The 15,918-nt window shown below is 71.1% G+C and carries 15 protein-coding genes; 7 read left to right on the plus strand and 8 right to left on the minus strand.

Going from position 1 to position 15,918, the window contains the following annotated elements; all coding sequences use genetic code 11:
- Window positions 1–23: 23 nt before the first annotated feature.
- Entirely contained in the window at window positions 24–1,370 is a 1,347-nt protein-coding gene (locus Q2K21_RS05755; protein ID WP_310766372.1) for an MFS transporter, read from the minus strand.
- Window positions 1,371–1,542: 172 nt separating this feature from the next.
- On the opposite strand from Q2K21_RS05755, the gene Q2K21_RS05760 reads away from it, so the two are divergent.
- From Q2K21_RS05760 to Q2K21_RS05770, 3 genes are all read left to right on the plus strand, one after another.
- Window positions 1,543–2,184 carry a DUF6758 family protein gene (locus Q2K21_RS05760; protein WP_310766374.1) on the plus strand — a complete coding sequence of 214 codons (642 nt, stop codon included), beginning with the start codon at window positions 1,543–1,545 and terminating at the stop codon, window positions 2,182–2,184.
- A 225-nt stretch (window positions 2,185–2,409) separates the two neighbouring features.
- Window positions 2,410–3,276, plus strand: a complete 867-nt coding sequence (locus Q2K21_RS05765) for a PHP domain-containing protein (protein ID WP_310766378.1) — start codon at window positions 2,410–2,412, stop codon at window positions 3,274–3,276.
- A 254-nt stretch (window positions 3,277–3,530) separates the two neighbouring features.
- Window positions 3,531–4,136, plus strand: a complete 606-nt coding sequence (locus tag Q2K21_RS05770; protein WP_310766381.1) for a MarC family protein — start codon at window positions 3,531–3,533, stop codon at window positions 4,134–4,136.
- A gap of 125 nt (window positions 4,137–4,261) precedes the next feature.
- Here Q2K21_RS05770 and Q2K21_RS05775 read toward each other — a convergent pair whose 3' ends face one another.
- Complete coding sequence (locus tag Q2K21_RS05775; protein WP_310766385.1) at window positions 4,262–4,414, minus strand: hypothetical protein; 153 nt, start codon at window positions 4,412–4,414, stop codon at window positions 4,262–4,264.
- 269 nt (window positions 4,415–4,683) lie between these two features.
- On the opposite strand from Q2K21_RS05775, the gene Q2K21_RS05780 reads away from it, so the two are divergent.
- The gene (locus Q2K21_RS05780; RefSeq protein ID WP_310766388.1) at window positions 4,684–5,580 is read left to right on the plus strand and encodes an NYN domain-containing protein; all 897 of its coding nucleotides are present in this window, start codon (window positions 4,684–4,686) and stop codon (window positions 5,578–5,580) included.
- A gap of 62 nt (window positions 5,581–5,642) precedes the next feature.
- Here the strand turns inward: Q2K21_RS05780 and Q2K21_RS05785 are convergent, their stop codons facing one another.
- Together Q2K21_RS05785 and Q2K21_RS05790 are read right to left on the minus strand one after the other, a co-directional pair.
- Entirely contained in the window at window positions 5,643–6,512 is an 870-nt protein-coding gene (locus Q2K21_RS05785) for an alpha/beta fold hydrolase (protein WP_310766390.1), read from the minus strand.
- A 218-nt stretch (window positions 6,513–6,730) separates the two neighbouring features.
- A complete protein-coding gene (locus tag Q2K21_RS05790) occupies window positions 6,731–9,205 on the minus strand; it encodes a DEAD/DEAH box helicase (RefSeq protein ID WP_310766392.1) in 2,475 nt (824 codons plus the stop codon).
- Between the two features lie 463 nt (window positions 9,206–9,668).
- Here Q2K21_RS05790 and Q2K21_RS05795 point away from each other — a divergent pair, with 463 nt between their 5' ends.
- On the plus strand, window positions 9,669–10,406 hold the full coding sequence (locus tag Q2K21_RS05795; protein ID WP_310766394.1) for a ferritin-like domain-containing protein: 738 nt from the start codon (window positions 9,669–9,671) through the stop codon (window positions 10,404–10,406).
- A 303-nt stretch (window positions 10,407–10,709) separates the two neighbouring features.
- Here the strand turns inward: Q2K21_RS05795 and Q2K21_RS05800 are convergent, their stop codons facing one another.
- The 4 genes from Q2K21_RS05800 to Q2K21_RS05815 all read right to left on the minus strand — a co-directional run bounded on the left by Q2K21_RS05800 (window position 10,710) and on the right by Q2K21_RS05815 (window position 12,793).
- A complete protein-coding gene (locus Q2K21_RS05800; RefSeq protein WP_310766398.1) occupies window positions 10,710–10,979 on the minus strand; it encodes a hypothetical protein in 270 nt (89 codons plus the stop codon).
- Between the two features lie 197 nt (window positions 10,980–11,176).
- On the minus strand, window positions 11,177–11,404 hold the full coding sequence (locus Q2K21_RS05805) for a DUF3107 domain-containing protein (RefSeq protein ID WP_310766401.1): 228 nt from the start codon (window positions 11,402–11,404) through the stop codon (window positions 11,177–11,179).
- Between the two features lie 279 nt (window positions 11,405–11,683).
- Entirely contained in the window at window positions 11,684–12,325 is a 642-nt protein-coding gene (locus tag Q2K21_RS05810; RefSeq protein ID WP_310766403.1) for a TetR/AcrR family transcriptional regulator, read from the minus strand.
- A 246-nt stretch (window positions 12,326–12,571) separates the two neighbouring features.
- Window positions 12,572–12,793, minus strand: coding sequence for a hypothetical protein (locus tag Q2K21_RS05815; RefSeq protein ID WP_310766407.1), 222 nt, complete (start codon window positions 12,791–12,793; stop codon window positions 12,572–12,574).
- Between the two features lie 331 nt (window positions 12,794–13,124).
- On the opposite strand from Q2K21_RS05815, the gene Q2K21_RS05820 reads away from it, so the two are divergent.
- Both Q2K21_RS05820 and Q2K21_RS05825 read left to right on the plus strand, forming a co-directional pair.
- Window positions 13,125–14,198 carry an alpha/beta fold hydrolase gene (locus Q2K21_RS05820; RefSeq protein ID WP_310766409.1) on the plus strand — a complete coding sequence of 358 codons (1,074 nt, stop codon included), beginning with the start codon at window positions 13,125–13,127 and terminating at the stop codon, window positions 14,196–14,198.
- Window positions 14,199–14,206: 8 nt separating this feature from the next.
- Window positions 14,207–15,709, plus strand: coding sequence for a DUF3152 domain-containing protein (locus tag Q2K21_RS05825; RefSeq protein ID WP_386276026.1), 1,503 nt, complete (start codon window positions 14,207–14,209; stop codon window positions 15,707–15,709).
- Window positions 15,710–15,918: the final 209 nt, after the last annotated feature.

A 15,918-nucleotide genomic window follows, 5' to 3' on the forward strand; every position in this document is an offset into this window, starting at 1 on the left:
CACCCAGCGGTGGCTGAAAGCCATCAGTTGGCGAAGACGGTGACGCTGTCCTCGGTCGCGTGCGGTGTCCGAAGTTCCTCCGCTTCGTGCGTGAGCGCGTTCCGCCGTACGAGGACGACGAGCGCGCCCATGATCGCCGTGGCCGCCGCGACGACGAACGGGACGTGGATGTCGCTCCACTCCTCGATCTTCGGCGCGAAGTAGGGCGCGGCCGCGGCGGCGAACCATCGCACGAAGTTGTAGCCGGCGCTCGCCACCGGGCGCGGGGCGTCCGAGACACCCAGGGCGAGTTCGGTGTACACGGTGTTGTTCACGCCGATGAACGCGCCGGACAGGACCGTGCAGACGACGGCGGTGGTGTGGTCGCCGTAGCCGAGCACGAGTACGTCGGCCGCGAGCAGCACGAGCGAGCCGCCGAGCACCTTGAGCGAGCCGAACCGCTTCTGCAGGCGCGGTGCCACGAGCACCGAGAAGACGGCGAGCAGCACGCCCCACGCGAAGAACACGGCACCCGACTTGTACGGCGTCATGTTCAGCACGAACGGCGTGAAGGCCAGCACGGTGAAGAACGTGTAGTTGTAGAAGAACGCCGAGACCGCCGCCGAGGCCAGGCCGCCGTGGCCGAGCGCCTTGATCGGGTCGAGCAGCGACGTCTTGCGGGCCGGCTTCGGCTGCTCCTTCAGGAACGCCGTGATGCACAGGAAGCCGACCGCCATCAGGAACGCGGTGCCGAAGAACGGATAGCGCCAGCTGGCGTCACCGAGCAGCGCGCCCAGCAGTGGGCCGCACGCCATGCCGAGGCCGAGCGCGGACTCGTACAGCAGGATCGCCGCGGCGCTGCCGCCGGCCGCCGCCCCGACGATGACGGCCAGGGCGGTCGAGACGAACAGTGCGTTGCCGAGCCCCCAGCCGGCCCGGAAGCCGACCAGTTGGCCGACCGAGTCCGAGGTGCCCGCGAGGCCCGCGAAGACGACCACGAACGCCAGGCCGAGCAGCAGCGTCCTGCGGCCGCCGATGCGGCTGGAGACGACGCCGGTGACCAGCATGGCGAAGGCGGTGATCAGGAAGTACGAGGTGAAGAGCAGGGAGACCTGGCTGGGTGTGGCGTTCAGGCCCTTGGCGATGGACGGCAGGATCGGGTCGACGAGCCCGATGCCCATGAACGCGACGACGGACGCGCCGGCCGTCGCCCAGACGGCCTTCGGCTGGCGCAGGACGCCGCCGGCTCCCGTGTCGAACGGGTCACCGGCCGCTCGGTCCCCGGTCGCGCGTTCTCCGGTCGCGCGTTCTCCGGCCGCCCGGCGCCCGGCCGCTCCTGTGGGGCCTCCTGTGGGTCCTCCTGCGGCGGGCCCTCCTGTACTGCTGCTCATGCCTGTCCTCGCAGTCCTCGACGAGATGGTTGGTGTATACATATATTAAGTTAGGTGGGCTAATTAATGCAAGGTGCATCCAGTTCCCTCGGGTGAAACGGACATGAGGGGCACACGCCGGACGGGTGATCGTCCTTGACGCGGCGCTGGACGGGGAGGACCGTGGGGCCCTATGAGGGGCGAACCCAGTTGCCCGAAGTGTGGTGGCCGGGTCAGGGCTCCCGGACTCTTTGCCGACTCCTGGCAGTGCGATGTGCACGGAACCGTGCATCCGCTGCAGCCCGTGATCCCGCCCAGCGTCGAGGCCCTCAGTGTCGTGGTGCACCGTGCCCAGGTGCCGGTGTGGATGCCGTGGCCGCTGCCGGTGGGCTGGCTGTTCACGGGTGTGGCGTATGCCGGCGACGACCGCAGCGGGGGCCGGGCGACGGCCGTGGCCTGCTCGGGTCCGGGCCCGCTCGGGGGCGTGGGGGAGCTGATCCTCGTCGCCGAGGAGCTGGGGGTCGGTCTCGGCGCGCGGTACGCGGGCATCGACGGCCCGGACCCCGGCCCGTACCTCAACGTCGAGAAACCGCCTCAGGCGAAGGTGCTGGCCGCCGGGCGTCCCACCCCGCTGTGGCATGTCTCGGGGACCCCGGACGACCGTGCGGTCTTCGCGGGCGAGGCGCGCGGCCTGTGGCTGTGGGCGGTCGTCTGGCCCGAGCAGACCGGCATGCTGATGTACGACGAACTCGTGCTGACGGATCTGCGGGACGCGGGCGCGGAAGTGGACCTGCTGCCCATCGGGGCCCTGTCGCCGCGCCTGCTCGAACCGTGACGGAGGCCGGGGCGTAGAGGGGTGTTTTCCGACCGCGGTGTGGTGAGGGGCGTAATCCGGGCTGCGGTGTGGCGAAGGGCGGACCCTGGCTGCGGTGCGCCAGGAGGTGGGCCCCGACCGCGATGCGTAGGGGGCGCTGCCGGGCTGCGGGTGTGACAGGTGGCCCGGAACGCCCGTTATCCTTGAGCGTCCGCTTCCGTCCCGTCACCGCTTGGAGTCCGTGTCGTGCGCATCGATCTGCACACCCACTCCACCGCTTCCGACGGCACGGACACACCGGCCGAGCTGGTGCGCAATGCCGCTGCCGCCGGACTGGACGTCGTGGCGCTCACCGACCACGACACCACCCGCGGATACCCGGAGGCGATCGACGCGCTGCCCGAGGGCCTGACCCTCGTCACCGGCGCCGAGCTCTCCTGTCGCTACGACGGCATCAGCATGCATATGCTGGCCTACCTCTTCGACCCCGAGCAGCCCGACCTGCTCGCCGAGCGCGAGCTGGTGCGGGACGACCGGGTGCCGCGGGCCCACGCCATGATCGCCAAGCTGCGGGAGCTGGGCGTGCCGATCACCTGGGAGCAGGTGGCGCGCATCGCGGGCAACGGCTCGGTCGGACGGCCGCACATCGCCTCCGCGCTGGTCGACCTCGGCGTCGTGGACAGCGTCTCGGACGCGTTCACGCCCGAGTGGCTGGCCGACGGTGGGCGCGCCTACGTCCAGAAGCACGAGACCGATCCCTTCGAGGCGATCCGGCTGGTCAAGGCCGCGGGCGGGGTGACCGTCTTCGCGCATCCGGCCGCCGTCAAGCGCGGGCGCACCGTGCCGGAGTCCGCCATCGCGGACCTCGCCGCGGCAGGGCTCGACGGCATCGAGGTCGACCACATGGACCACGACCCGGCCACCCGGGCACGCCTGCGCGGCCTCGCGAGTGAGCTCGGGCTTCTTGCCACGGGTTCCTCCGACTACCACGGCAGCCGCAAGACGTGCGTGCTCGGGGAGTACACCACCGATCCCGAGGTGTACGGGGAGATCACCCGGCGGGCCACCGGTGCGTTCCCGGTGCCGGGGACCGGCGGACGCCGGAGCGCCTAGCCCCGCAGTAGTTCTTTCTGCTTCCGAGGCACCCGGCACCCGCCGTCGTGCCCTGTCGTCGCGCGCCTTCCGGCACGGCCACCGCCCCGAGCGGCCGCGGCCTGCCCGCTGCGGCCTGCGCGTCCGTACCTCTTCACCCCATCACCTCTTCACCCTCTTCACCCTCTTCACCCCATCACCTCTTCACCCCATCACCTCGTCATCACGCCACCAGCCATCACCCCGTCACCTCATCAACTCTTCGCAAGGCCCTCATGTTCGACGTCGCCGTTTTCGGTTCCCTCTTCCTGACCCTCTTCGTGATCATGGATCCCCCCGGGATCACCCCGATCTTCCTCGCGCTCACCGCCGGGCGTCCCGCCAAGGTGCAGAAGCGGATGGCCTTCCAAGCCGTCTGCGTGGCCGGCGGTGTCATCGCCGTGTTCGGTGTGCTCGGCCACCAGATCCTGAACTATCTGCACGTCTCCGTGCCCGCGCTGATGATCGCGGGTGGGCTGCTGCTCCTGCTGATCGCCCTCGACCTGCTGACCGGCAAGACGGACGAGCCGAAGCAGACCAAGGACGTCAACGTCGCCCTCGTGCCCCTGGGCATGCCGCTGCTGGCCGGACCGGGCGCGATCGTGTCCGTGATCCTGGCGGTCCAGAGGGCCGACAGTGTGGGCACCCAGATGTCCGTGTGGACGGCGATCCTCGCGATCCACCTCGTGCTGTGGCTGGTGATGCGCTACTCGCTGCTGGTCATCCGGGTGATCAAGGACGGCGGTGTCGTACTGGTGACCCGGCTCGCGGGGATGATGCTCTCCGCGATCGCCGTGCAGCAGATCATCAACGGGGTCACCCAGGTCATCCACGCGAGCTGAGAGCCTTCGGGCCGGCCCCCCGGCCCCGGCGCACAAGGAGCCCCGTACGGCATGCGTGCCGTACGGGGCTCCGAAGTCTCAAGTGCGCCCGAGTGAGTGACGTATACGGGCTACGACGTACGGTGTTACGAGGCGGACGAGTCGGCGGGGCGGATCCACAGTCGCTGCCCGATGGCCGCGGCCTGCTGAACGATCTGCTTGACGGAGGCGGCGTCCACGACGGTGGAGTCCACGGGTGTGCCGTTGACGTCGTCGAGTCGCATGATTTCGAAGCGCATGGCTTCTCCCTTCGTCTGGTCATCCTCCCGAAGGAGAACTACTGGTGAGCGGAGCGCGGGGCGACGATTGCCCCCCGTCCACTCGTAGTCAACGGGATGCTTGTTACAAACATTCCCTACGCTAAGGAAATTTTTCGAGTCGCTAACTACTGGCCGGTAAGCGGCCGATAAGTGACTGTGACTGGCTGGATGGGGCGCTGATCGCGTTCCCGGCCCACCGACGGGGACCGGTTGTGTTCGCAGCGTGACCGCCGGGACAATGGAGGCATATGAACGACGACCTGGCGGCGCTCGGCGCCCGCATCGACCGTACGAACGAGTTGCTCCAGCGCATGCTCGCCGAGGTGGCGAAGACGCCCTCGACCCATGCGATCTTCGTCGACGCCGGCTATCTGTACGCGGCCGCAGGACGGCTCGTCGCCGGCACCGAGGACCGCCGGGCCTTCGACCTCGACGCCGAGGGGCTGATCGAGGCGTTCATCGACAAGGCGCGCACGATCTTCGCGGACAGCCGGCTCCTGCGCGTGTACTGGTACGACGGCGCGAGGCGCCGCATCCACACGGCGGAGCAGCAGTCCATCGCCGAACTCCCGGACGTGAAGGTGCGGCTCGGCAACCTCAACGCCAACAACCAGCAGAAGGGCGTCGACTCCCTCATCAGATCCGATCTGGAGTCACTGGCCCGGCATCGGGCCATCAGTGACGCGGCGCTCATCGGCGGCGACGAGGACCTGGTGTCGGCGGTCGAGGCGGCGCAAGGGTACGGAGCGCGGGTGCACCTGTGGGGCATCGAGGCGCCCGAGGGACGTAACCAGGCGGAGCCGCTGCTGTGGGAGGTCGACAGTCAGCGCACCCTCGAACTCGACTTCTTCAAGCCGTACGTGAGCCGACGGACGACCGTGGTGTACGAGGGCCCGTCCGCGGCCCGTCCCACGCGTGAGGACGTCCGTTTCGTGGGTGCGCAGATCGCCGCGAAGTGGCTGGCGGCACGGGGCCGGGAGGCGCTGACGGACCTCCTGCCCGGACACCCGTACCTGCCCGGCTCCGTCGACCAGGACCTGCTGGTGGAGGCGGAGGGCCTGCTGCAGTACTCGCTGCGCGGCCAGTCGGACCTGCGGCGCGCACTGCGGGACGGCTTCTGGGAGCACTTGCAGGGGCAGTACTAGAGACCAGCGACGACGAGCCCGCAGACGATCGACGGCCGATCACGGCACTTCCCGCGGAGCGCTCAGCAGTGCCGGTCCCAGAAGGCCGCGAGGGCGTCGGCGGTCTGTTCCGGCCGGTCGGTGTTGGGTGAGTGTTCGGCGTGCGGTACGACGGTGCGGTGGGCGCCCAGCCGGGCGGCCATGTCGTCCAGGAGCGGGATCGGCCAGGCGTCGTCACGGTCCCCGGACAGCACGTGCATGGGCAGGCCGACGGCGGCCAGCTCGGCCACGCGGTCGGGTTCCTCGCAGAGCTGCCGACCTGTGACGAGGAGTTGGGCGGGGCTGTTGCCGAGCCAGCGGCGGCGTAGGTCCTCCCCGTCCAGTAGTCCCTCGTCGATGTCCCCGCCGTCGGTCTCCTCCGGCGGTTCCATGGCCTGGACGGCGCTCCAGACCTGAGCCATGTCCAGTACGGCGAGGGCGTCGCGCAGCAGCTTGACGCGCTGCTGCTGGGGGACGGAGATCTGGGCCGGGCCGGAGGCCATAAGGGTGAGGGAGACGAACGGCGCGGCGTCGAGGAGGACGGCGGCGCGGGCGATCTGACCGCCGAGCGAGTGCCCGAGGAGATGCACGGACCCACCGACGGCGTGCGCCTGCGCGATGACGTCCCGCGCCAACTCGCTCTGCGCGTACGGCCCTTCGTCGTCCCGCGGGCCGGGTGACTCGTACTGCCCCCGCCCGTCGACGGCGACGGTCCGGTACCCGGCCGCCGAGAGAAGCGGCTGCAGCGCGATGAAGTCCTCCTTGCTCCCGGTGTACCCGGGCAGCAGGAGGGCGGTCCCCTTGACCTGCCGCGTGGCCGCTTCCGAGTCGAGTACGGCGAACTGCCCGCGTTCCGTACCGAGCCGGTACGCCCGGACACCGGGGGGCGGGGTGAAGGTCGGGGGACGGCTCATGGGGGGAGGTTACCGGGCGGTCGGGCCGGGGTGGGGATGGGGCGGTGACATCGCGGTGTACGGATTCACGCGGTTGTGGGTGGGCAAGTGCCGGTAACCGGTAAGCGGAACTCCGCCCGGCCCGCACCGACACCGGGCGCTGCTTACGCACCGGGCCCGGGAACACCGATGGCCCGCCCCCACGAGACGTGGGGGCGGGCCATCGAACAACCGGCGCGTCAGCCCTCCGCGGGCTCCGTCGCCTTGCGCGTACGCCGACGCGGCTTCGCCGCGGCCTCGTCCGCCTGTGCCGGAATCTCCGCCTCGACAGCCACCGCCTTGCGCGTACGGCGTCGCGGCGTGGCCACGGGCTCCTCGGCGGCCACCTGCGCGGGAATCACAGCCTCGGCGACCACGGCCTTGCGGGTGGTACGCCGACGCGGCTTGGCCTCCGTGGCCTCAACGGTGTCCACGGCGGCCGCGGCCGCGACGGGTGCCGCTTCCGTGGCCTTGCGGGTGCGGCGCCGGGGCTTGGCCTCAGTGTCCTCCGCAGGTGCGGTCTCCGCCGTCTTGCGCGTGCGGCGCGGCTTGGCGGGTGCCTCGGCATCCGCCGTGACGCCCTCCGCCGTCTCGACCGCGGCCTCCGCGGCCTTGCGCGTACGCCGACGCGGCTTGGCCTCCGTGTCCTCCGCAGGTGCGGTCTCCGCCGTCTTGCGCGTGCGGCGCGGCTTGGCGGGTGCCTCGGCATCGGTCGCGACGCCCTCCGCCGTCTCGACCGCGGCCTCCGCGGCCTTGCGCGTACGCCGACGCGGCTTGGCCGGAGCCTCGTCCGCCGCCTCCGTGGCCGCCGTGCCCTCGACAGCCTCTGCAGCCTTGCGGGTGCGGCGGCGCGGCTTGGTCTCCACCGCCTCGGCGGTGTCCACGGCACTCTCCGCAGCGGCCTCGACGGCCGGAGCCGCCTCCGCGGCCTTGCGGGTGCGGCGGCGCGGCTTGGTCTCCACCGCCTCGGCGGTGTCCACGGCACTCTCCGCAGCGGCCTCGACGGCCGGAGCCGCCTCCGCAGCCTTGCGGGTACGCCGACGCGGCTTGGTCTCCGTGGCCTCCGCGGTGTCGACGGCGGCCTCGGCGGCAGCCGGAGTCGCCTCCGGGGCGGTGGTGGCCTCGGTTGCGGCGGGTGCTGCTTCCGTGGTCTTGCGGGTGCGGCGGCGGCGCGGCTTGGTCTCCGTGGCCTCCGCGGTGTCGACGGCGGCCTCGGCGGCAGCCGGAGTCGCCTCCGGCGCACTCGGTTCCGTCGTCTGCGCCACCGTCGCGACCGACTCCGCCGGCTCCCCGCCGCGCGTGCGGCGACGGCGGCGCGGTGTGCGGGGCTCCACGGCCTCGGTGGTCTCCGGGGTGTCCGTGGCGGCCGGAGCCTCCAGCGGCGCCCCGCTCCGCGTACGACGACGCCGCCGCGGCGTACGTGCCGGACGCTCGCGTTCCGCGGGCGGAGCGGAGGAACGGCGCCCGCGCGGCCCCCGTCCGCCCGTCTCGCCCAGGTCCTCCAGCTCCTCCGCCGCGAGCCCGGCGCGCGTGCGCTCCGAGCGCGGCAGGACACCCTTCGTGCCCTCGGGGATACCGAGGTCGCTGAAGAGGTGCGGAGACGTGGAGTACGTCTCCACCGGGTCGTTGAAGTTCAGCTCCAGCGCCTTGTTGATCAGCTGCCAGCGCGGGATGTCGTCCCAGTCGACGAACGTGATCGCCGTACCCGACGCGCCCGCGCGGCCCGTACGGCCGATGCGGTGCAGGTACGTCTTCTCGTCCTCGGGGGACTGGTAGTTGATGACGTGCGTGACGCCCTCGACGTCGATGCCGCGCGCGGCCACGTCGGTGCAGACGAGCACGTCCACCTTGCCGTTGCGGAAGGCGCGCAGCGCCTGCTCGCGGGCGCCCTGGCCGAGGTCGCCGTGGACCGAGCCGGCCGCGAAGCCGCGCCGCTGGAGCTGCTCGGCGATGTCGGCCGCCGTCCGCTTCGTACGGCAGAAGATCATCGCCAGCCCGCGGCCCTCGGCCTGCAGGATGCGAGCGACCATCTCCGGCTTGTCGAGCGAGTGCCCGCGGTAGACGAACTGCGCGATGTTCGCGACCGTCGCGCCCTCGTCGTCCGGCGCCGTGGCGCGGATGTGCGTGGGCCGCGACATGTAGCGGCGGGCCAGGCCGATGACCGCGCCCGGCATGGTGGCCGAGAAGAGCATCGTCTGACGCTTCGCCGGCAGCATGTCCATGATCTTCTCGACGTCGGGCAGGAAGCCCAGGTCGAGCATCTCGTCGGCCTCGTCGAGGACCAGGCACTTCACGTGCTTCAGGTTCAGCTTCTTCTGGCCGGCCAGGTCCAGCAGGCGGCCCGGGGTGCCGACGACCACGTCGACGCCGTTCTTCAGGGCCTCGACCTGGGGTTCGTAGGCCCGGCCGCCGTAGATCGCCGTGACGCGTACGTTGCGCACCTTGCCCGCGGTCAGCAGGTCGTTGGTGACCTGCGTGCACAGCTCGCGCGTGGGGACGACGACGAGTGCCTGCGGGGCGTCGGTGAGGGCCTCGGGCTTGGCGCGGCCCGCCTCTACGTCGACGGGGACGGTGACGCGCTCAAGGAGCGGGAGCCCGAAGCCCAGGGTCTTGCCGGTACCGGTCTTGGCCTGGCCGATGACATCGGTGCCGGAGAGGGCTACGGGGAGCGTCATCTCCTGGATGGGGAAGGGGTTGATGATGCCGACGGCTTCCAGGGCCTCGGCCGTCTCGGGAAGGATTCCGAGTTCTCGAAAGGTCGTAGTCAGGGTGCTGCCTCTTCTGTGAGCGCGATGCGAGGCGAACGCGGGGGTCGTGACCGTGCAGGATGTCGTCGGCCTGCTTGGGGGACGGGCCTGTGGCACGGGACCACGCCGACGCTCCAGCGCTCGTACCGCTGAGGGTCCCTCCGGATGCCGTACGCGCAGTGCCGTACGGACTAAGAGGGCTGTCGGGTCGGAGCCGATCGGGCCACCGACCGGGCATCCTCATACGTGCGGCCCGTCGAATATTCGGCAGGCGCATTACCACCATACCCTGGAATCGCGAACACGCGGTGGCCGATTCCGTCACGTAGCCGTCGTCACACTGATTGACCAGGGACTTCCGAGGGGCGGTGAGCGGGCTATTGTGCGCTTCATGACGACGCCTGACAACGCCCCCGAGGCATCCGCCGAACCCACCGGAGTCGCCGCCCAGGACTGGGCGAGCGCCTCTGTCGACCCCCAGTACCGTGCCGCGATCGTGGACCTGCTCGGTGCGCTCGCGTACGGGGAACTGGCGGCGTTCGAGCGGCTCGCGGAGGACGCGAAGCTCGCGCCGACGCTCGCGGACAAGGCGGAACTGGCGAAGATGGCGTCCGCCGAGTTCCACCACTTCGAGCGGATCAGGGACCGGCTCACCGAGATCGGGGTCGAACCGACGCAGGCCATGGAGCCGTTCGTCGCGGCGTACGACGGCTTCCACAAGCAGACGGCGCCCTCGGACTGGCTGGAGGGGCTCGTCAAGGCGTACGTGGGCGACTCGATCGCCAGCGACTTCTACCGTGAGGTCGCGGCCCGGCTCGACGCCGACACCCGCGAACTCGTCCTGGCCGTCCTCGACGACACCGGGCACGCCGGCTTCGCCGTCGAGAAGGTGCGCGCCGCGATCGAGGCCGACCCGCGCGTGGGCGGGCGGCTGGCGCTGTGGGCGCGGCGCCTGATGGGCGAGGCCCTGTCGCAGTCGCAGCGCGTGGTCGCCGACCGGGACGCGCTCTCGACGATGCTCGTCGGAGGGGTCGCGGACGGCTTCGACCTCGCCGAGGTCGGCAAGATGTTCTCCCGGATCACCGAGGCCCACACGAAGCGGATGGCGGCACTGGGGCTGGCCGCGTGATCACGGGGGCCGCGGCGTAGAGCCCCGGCCGCGTGGTCACGGCCATTGCGCGTCACGGTGACGTGGCTGCCGTGTCACGAGGGCCTGGTGCTCGTCGGCCCGGTGTTCTTCACCGTGGCGGCTGTGCGTGGTCACTCACTGTGGTCGCCCTGCGGGTCGCCGCACGTGAGTCCTCACCGTGGTCGCCGCTTGAGCCCGGGCGCTTGTCGTCCGGGCCTTCGCCCTCGCCATCGCCCTAGCCATCGCCCTCCCCACTGCCGTCGCGGTCGCGGTTGCGGTCGTGGTCGTGGTCGGCGTCCGGGGTCAGGCCGTCGCCGACCGGCGGCGAAATCCCTCCGCGGGCCGCAACAGCAGCGACAACGACGCCGCGGAGACCACCAGCGCGCCGACGAGGATCACCAGGAGATTCGCGGAGCCCAGCGCGCTGTGGGTGACGAACGCGCCGAAGAGAGCCCCCGCCGCACCCGTCGACAGCACCAGGGCCCGGGACGGCAACCGGTGCGGCAGCCGGTGTGCGGCCGCCCAGGCCAGGGCGAGCCCGAGGACGGCGGAGCCAAGCGCTTCCAAGAACATGGCGAGGTTCCCTCCCGCACGGCTGCTGCCTGGGCAAAACGGTCGTAGCCGGTCCTACCCGCGGCGTACGGAACACAATCCTCCTCTGTGTGGGTGATGTGCTCCCGCTGTGGACGGGGCAAAGGGGAGGGGCCCGGTGGTGTGTGCCACCGGGCCCCTCCCCTCTGCTTCGTTCGGAGCTACTGCTCCACTCGGAACTACAGCGCGCCGAAGCCCACCTTGCGCGGGGCCGGCTCGCCGATCTCCACGTACGCGAGACGGTCGGCCGGGACCAGCACCTTGCGGCCGTGCTCATCCACGAGGCTCAGCAGCTGCGACTTGCCGGCCAGCGCATCGGCCACGAGGCGCTCGACCTCCTCGGCACTCTGACCACTCTCCAGAGCGATCTCGCGGGGCGCGTGCTGCACGCCGATCTTGACCTCCACGGCTTTGTCCCTCCGACGGTCAGTCATGTGCGCGGCCGTCCGCGCCGTACCAGCACACATTAGCCCGGTGAGGGGACGTACACGCTCCGCGCCGGAACGCCAGGAGCGAACAGCCGACGGGAACAAACAGCCGTACGGCCCCGCTCGGCGGAACCGTACGGCTCGGCTCGGCGGAACCGTACGGCTCGGCTCGGCGGAACCGTACGGCTCGGCTCCGTGGAACCGTACGGCTCGGCTCGGTGATGTCGTGCGCGACGCTCAGCGGTGTCGCACGCCCCCTCAGTGCTGTTCGCTGCCGTGCAGCGGGAAACCCGCGATGCCCCGCCAGGCCAGCGAGGTCAGCAGCTGGACCGCCTGGTCGCGCGGCACGCTGCGGTCGCTGTGCAGCCAGGAGCGCGCCACGACCTGGGCGAGGCCGCCGAGACCCGACGCCAGCAGCATCGATTCGGCCCGCGACAGGCCGGTGTCCTCGGCGATGACGTCGCAGATCGCCTCCGCGCACTCGATCGTGACCTTGTCGACGCGCTCGCGCACGGCGGGCTCGTTGGTCAGGTCCGACTCGAAGACCAGCCGGAACGCGCCGCCGTCGTCCTCCACGTACGCGAAATACGCGTCCATGGTGGCCCGCACGCGCTGCTTGTTGTCGGACGTCGAGGCGAGCGCGCTCCGTACGGCCTGCAGCAGCGCCTCGCAGTGCTGGTCCAGCAGGGCCAGATAGAGGTCGAGCTTGCCCGGGAAGTGCTGGTAGAGCACCGGCTTGCTGACGCCGGCGCGCTCGGCGATGTCGTCCATCGCGGCCGCGTGGTACCCCTGTGCCACGAAGACTTCCTGCGCGGCGCCCAGCAGCTGGTTGCGTCGGGCACGGCGAGGCAGCCGAGTGCCCCGCGGGCGTGCCGCCTCTGTCTGCTCGATGGCTGTCACGCCGCCTCCCAAAATCGTCCACATGCGGTGTGCGCCGCGTCGCCATCGTACTTTTCGGTAACCGTGCTGTGCGCGGTGCGAGCGCAGAATTTCACGGACCGGACAATGGCGAAAGGCTCCCGGAGCACCACAAACGGGGGCAGGGCGGGCCGATGACCACCCCCCACCGTGTGCCGGGCCCGCGGCCTCTCGCCTGGCGTACTCGTCATCTTGCCCGATGTGATCGTCCTCTTACCTCACCGATGCTCACCGATAGTCGTCCTCATCGAGGGTGATGACGCGTTTCTGCTCCACGAGATCGGCCTCGTTGGCGCGGAGAATGTCCTCTTCGGTCAGGGGTTCGTCCCGCTCGGGGGCGAGTTCCGCGAGTTGTTCCGCGGCGTCGTTCTCCGGAGCTTCCACGTCGAGTTCTACGGCGTCGGTCTCGTCGTCCTCGAACGTCTCGGGATCAGTGGGGTCTACGGCCATGGTGGGCTCCCTTCCTAGAACTCCTGGCACGTCCCTGAAAGAGGCAGGGGCCACAAGCGGGTGCCCTGCTATGAGCCTAGGAGACACCCGATCTGGACGCTATGTGTGGTGAAGGCGCTATGTGCAGTGAAGGGGACGCTTTGCGGCGGCCGACGCGCCTCACCGTCACGTGTGCCCCGCACCGGGATGCGTGCACCACGCTGGTGTGCGCCGCACCGGGATGCGCGCGCCACGCTGGTGTGCCGCACCAGGATGCGCGCGCGCCACGCTCGTGCCGTCTGTGACGGCGAACACATGAACCACTCGCGTGATCGTCTCGTAACATTGCTCCATGTCTTCGACCGAGTTGCCGTTTGCCGCCCCGGCCGCCAATGTGCTCCCGAAGGTGTCGCCCGTCAGGGTCGAGGAGGGCGAGCGGCTCAGGTCGGTGGGGCTGCCGGGGATCACGCTGACCGTGCGGTCGAGGCCGCCGGAGCGTGAGGGCCTGCCGCCCGCGCTGTATGTGCACGGACTCGGCGGTTCCTCCCAGAACTGGTCCGCGCTGATGGCGCTGCTGGACGGGCACGTCGACGGCGAGGCCCTGGACCTTCCGGGCTTCGGCGACTCGCCGCCGCCGGACGACGGCAACTATTCGGTCACCGGGCACGCGCGCGCTGTCATTCGCCTCCTGGACGCGGCCGGCCGTGGTCCCGTGCACCTGTTCGGCAACTCGATGGGCGGCGCCGTCGCGACGCGCGTGGCGGCCGTGCGCCCCGACCTCGTCCGTACGCTCACGCTCGTCTCGCCCGCTCTGCCGGAGATCCGCGTGCAGCGCGGCGCGGTTCCTACGGGCCTGCTCGCGCTGCCCGGCGTCGCCGCCCTGTTCACCCGGTACACCAAGGACTGGACGGCCGAGCAGCGCGTCCGCGGGGTCATGGCGCTCTGCTACGGCGACCCCGGGCGCGTCACCCCGGAAGGCTTCCGCAACGCGGTCGAGGAGATGGAGCGGCGGCTCCAGTTGCCGTACTTCTGGGACGCCATGGCGCGTTCGGCGCGCGGGATCGTGAACGCGTACACGCTGGGCGGGCAGCACGGGCTGTGGCGCCAGGCGGAGCGAGTGCTCGCGCCGACGCTGCTCGTGTACGGCGGCCGGGACCAGCTGGTGTCGTTCCGCATGGCCGGCCGCGCGGCGCGCGCCTTCCGCGACTCCCGGCTGCTGTCCCTGCCGGACGCGGGGCACGTCGCGATGATGGAGTACCCGGATCTGGTGGCGACGGCGTTCCGTGAACTCCTCGCGGAAGCAGGCGGGTTGTCCGAGCCGGCGAACATGGCCGCGAAGGCGGCCGCGAACGGGGCCGCGCCCGTGGGCGATGCCGGTGACGCCGCCGCGACGGACGAGTCCGGCAGCGCCGGCGCGGGGAGCTGAGGCGCGGCGTGGGACGGCACAGCCGCAAGGGGCGGGGCAACAAGAGGAACATGGACGCCGGGCCGGTGCCTGGCGTACCCGCGGCGGGTACACCGACGCGGGCCGAGCCGGCACCGACGGACCGGTCGGCGCGGGGCGCGACGGCACCCACAGCCCCACCCGCATCCACACCCGCATTCGCTCATGGCGCGCCCAGGGGCGCCGAGGGTACGCCTGCTCATGGGGTGCCGCGTGTTCCTGACGGGACCCCGGCGCGTGGGGTGCCGCGTTTCGCGGACGGTACGCCTGCTCATGGGGTGCCGCGTGTTCCTGACGGCACCCCCGCCCACGGCATGCCCCGCTTTCCCGACGGCACCCCCGCCCACGGAACCCCCCGAGTCCGCGGCGGTCACCCCCAGCAGCATGAACCCGGCGGTGGCTGGGGCCAGTTCCACAGCGGGCCCGTGCCTCAGGCCGCGCCGCCCGGACGCCCCGCGCCCCGCATCCCGCACCAGCGGTCGCAGCCCGGCCCCCGCCAGGAGTACCTCGAAGCCTTCGAGGAGGGCGACGACGTCTTCGCGCCCCGTCGTACCGGCCGCGCCGACCGTCCGCCTCTCACCGACGACCGCGGCGCCGGGGCGGGCACCGGGACGAAGACCGGGGCGGACATCGGTACCGACGACGCGTCGGCGACCGAGGCCGACGAAGCGGCGCGCAAGGGGAGCCGCAAGGGGCGTACCTTCACCGGGATCGCGGCCGCCGCCGTCACCACCGTGCTCGCGGTCGTCGTCGCCGGCCAGGTTGCCGACCGGCAGGACGGCAGCGCCGCGCGGTCGCAGGCCGCCACCGCCGACCGGGCCCGCGCCGCCCACGACTCTGCCACCCGTGGCAACGACCGCCCGACCCCCTCCGTTGTGCCCAGCGCGACGCCGCTGACGTACGCGCAGGCGATGGGCAAGAAGTACCCGCTCAGCGCCACGCTGAAGGGCTCGGGGAAGTTCGAAGCGGTCCCCGGCATCGACAAGGCACCCGGCACGGGGCGGAAGTACACCTACCGTGTGGACGTGGAGAAGGGGCTCGGCCTCGACGGCGAACTCTTCGCACAAGCCGTGCACAAGACCCTCAACGACGACCGCAGCTGGTCCCACAACGGCGCCCGCACCTTCGAGCGCGTCCACTCCGGCAAGCCCGACTTCGTGATCACGCTGGCCAGCCCCGGCACCACCGCCGTCTGGTGCCTCAAGTCCGGCCTCGACACCGCGGAGGACAACGTCTCGTGCGATTCGGCCTCGACCGAGCGCGTGATGATCAACGCCTATCGCTGGGCGCAGGGCTCGAAGACCTACGGTGACGCGATTCACGCCTACCGCCAGATGCTGATCAACCACGAGGTCGGCCACCGCCTCGGCCACAACCACGTCACCTGCGACAAGAACGGTGAGTTGGCGCCGGTCATGCAGCAGCAGACGAAGTTCCTCGACCACGACGGAATCCACTGTCTGCCCAATCCCTGGCCCTACCCGGGGAGTTGACGGGCGGCACTCTCGTCACATGGACTTGCGTTCCGGCTGGAGAAGGGCGCCGCACTGGCCCTGGCCGGCGAGTCCGGCTCCGGCAAGTCCACCGCCCTTGAACGAAACGTAATCAGTCGATCTCTTAGCGCGACCGAACGCGGTCCGTGTGGGAAAGTTACGACCGTTCACCCCTTTTGGTGGCGCGATGGACAACCGTCCGCCGCGCC

Source organism: Streptomyces sp. CGMCC 4.7035 (genome assembly GCF_031583065.1).
In the GTDB taxonomy this organism is placed as follows: domain Bacteria; phylum Actinomycetota; class Actinomycetes; order Streptomycetales; family Streptomycetaceae; genus Streptomyces; species Streptomyces yaanensis.

What these genes read in the sequence shown, in the direction of transcription:
- Q2K21_RS05755 (WP_310766372.1), bottom strand. Translation starts at nt 1,370, where the DNA reads ATGAGCAGCAGTACAGGAGGGCCCGCCGCAGGAGGACCCACAGGAGGC.
- Q2K21_RS05775 (WP_310766385.1), bottom strand. Translation starts at nt 4,414, where the DNA reads ATGCGCTTCGAAATCATGCGACTCGACGACGTCAACGGCACACCCGTG.
- Q2K21_RS05795 (WP_310766394.1), top strand. Translation starts at nt 9,669, where the DNA reads ATGACGACGCCTGACAACGCCCCCGAGGCATCCGCCGAACCCACCGGA.
- Q2K21_RS05820 (WP_310766409.1), top strand. Translation starts at nt 13,125, where the DNA reads ATGTCTTCGACCGAGTTGCCGTTTGCCGCCCCGGCCGCCAATGTGCTC.
- Q2K21_RS05790 (WP_310766392.1), bottom strand. Translation starts at nt 9,205, where the DNA reads ATGACGCTCCCCGTAGCCCTCTCCGGCACCGATGTCATCGGCCAGGCC.
- Q2K21_RS05780 (WP_310766388.1), top strand. Translation starts at nt 4,684, where the DNA reads ATGAACGACGACCTGGCGGCGCTCGGCGCCCGCATCGACCGTACGAAC.
- Q2K21_RS05785 (WP_310766390.1), bottom strand. Translation starts at nt 6,512, where the DNA reads ATGAGCCGTCCCCCGACCTTCACCCCGCCCCCCGGTGTCCGGGCGTAC.
- Q2K21_RS05770 (WP_310766381.1), top strand. Translation starts at nt 3,531, where the DNA reads ATGTTCGACGTCGCCGTTTTCGGTTCCCTCTTCCTGACCCTCTTCGTG.
- Q2K21_RS05760 (WP_310766374.1), top strand. Translation starts at nt 1,543, where the DNA reads ATGAGGGGCGAACCCAGTTGCCCGAAGTGTGGTGGCCGGGTCAGGGCT.
- Q2K21_RS05815 (WP_310766407.1), bottom strand. Translation starts at nt 12,793, where the DNA reads ATGGCCGTAGACCCCACTGATCCCGAGACGTTCGAGGACGACGAGACC.
- Q2K21_RS05800 (WP_310766398.1), bottom strand. Translation starts at nt 10,979, where the DNA reads ATGTTCTTGGAAGCGCTTGGCTCCGCCGTCCTCGGGCTCGCCCTGGCC.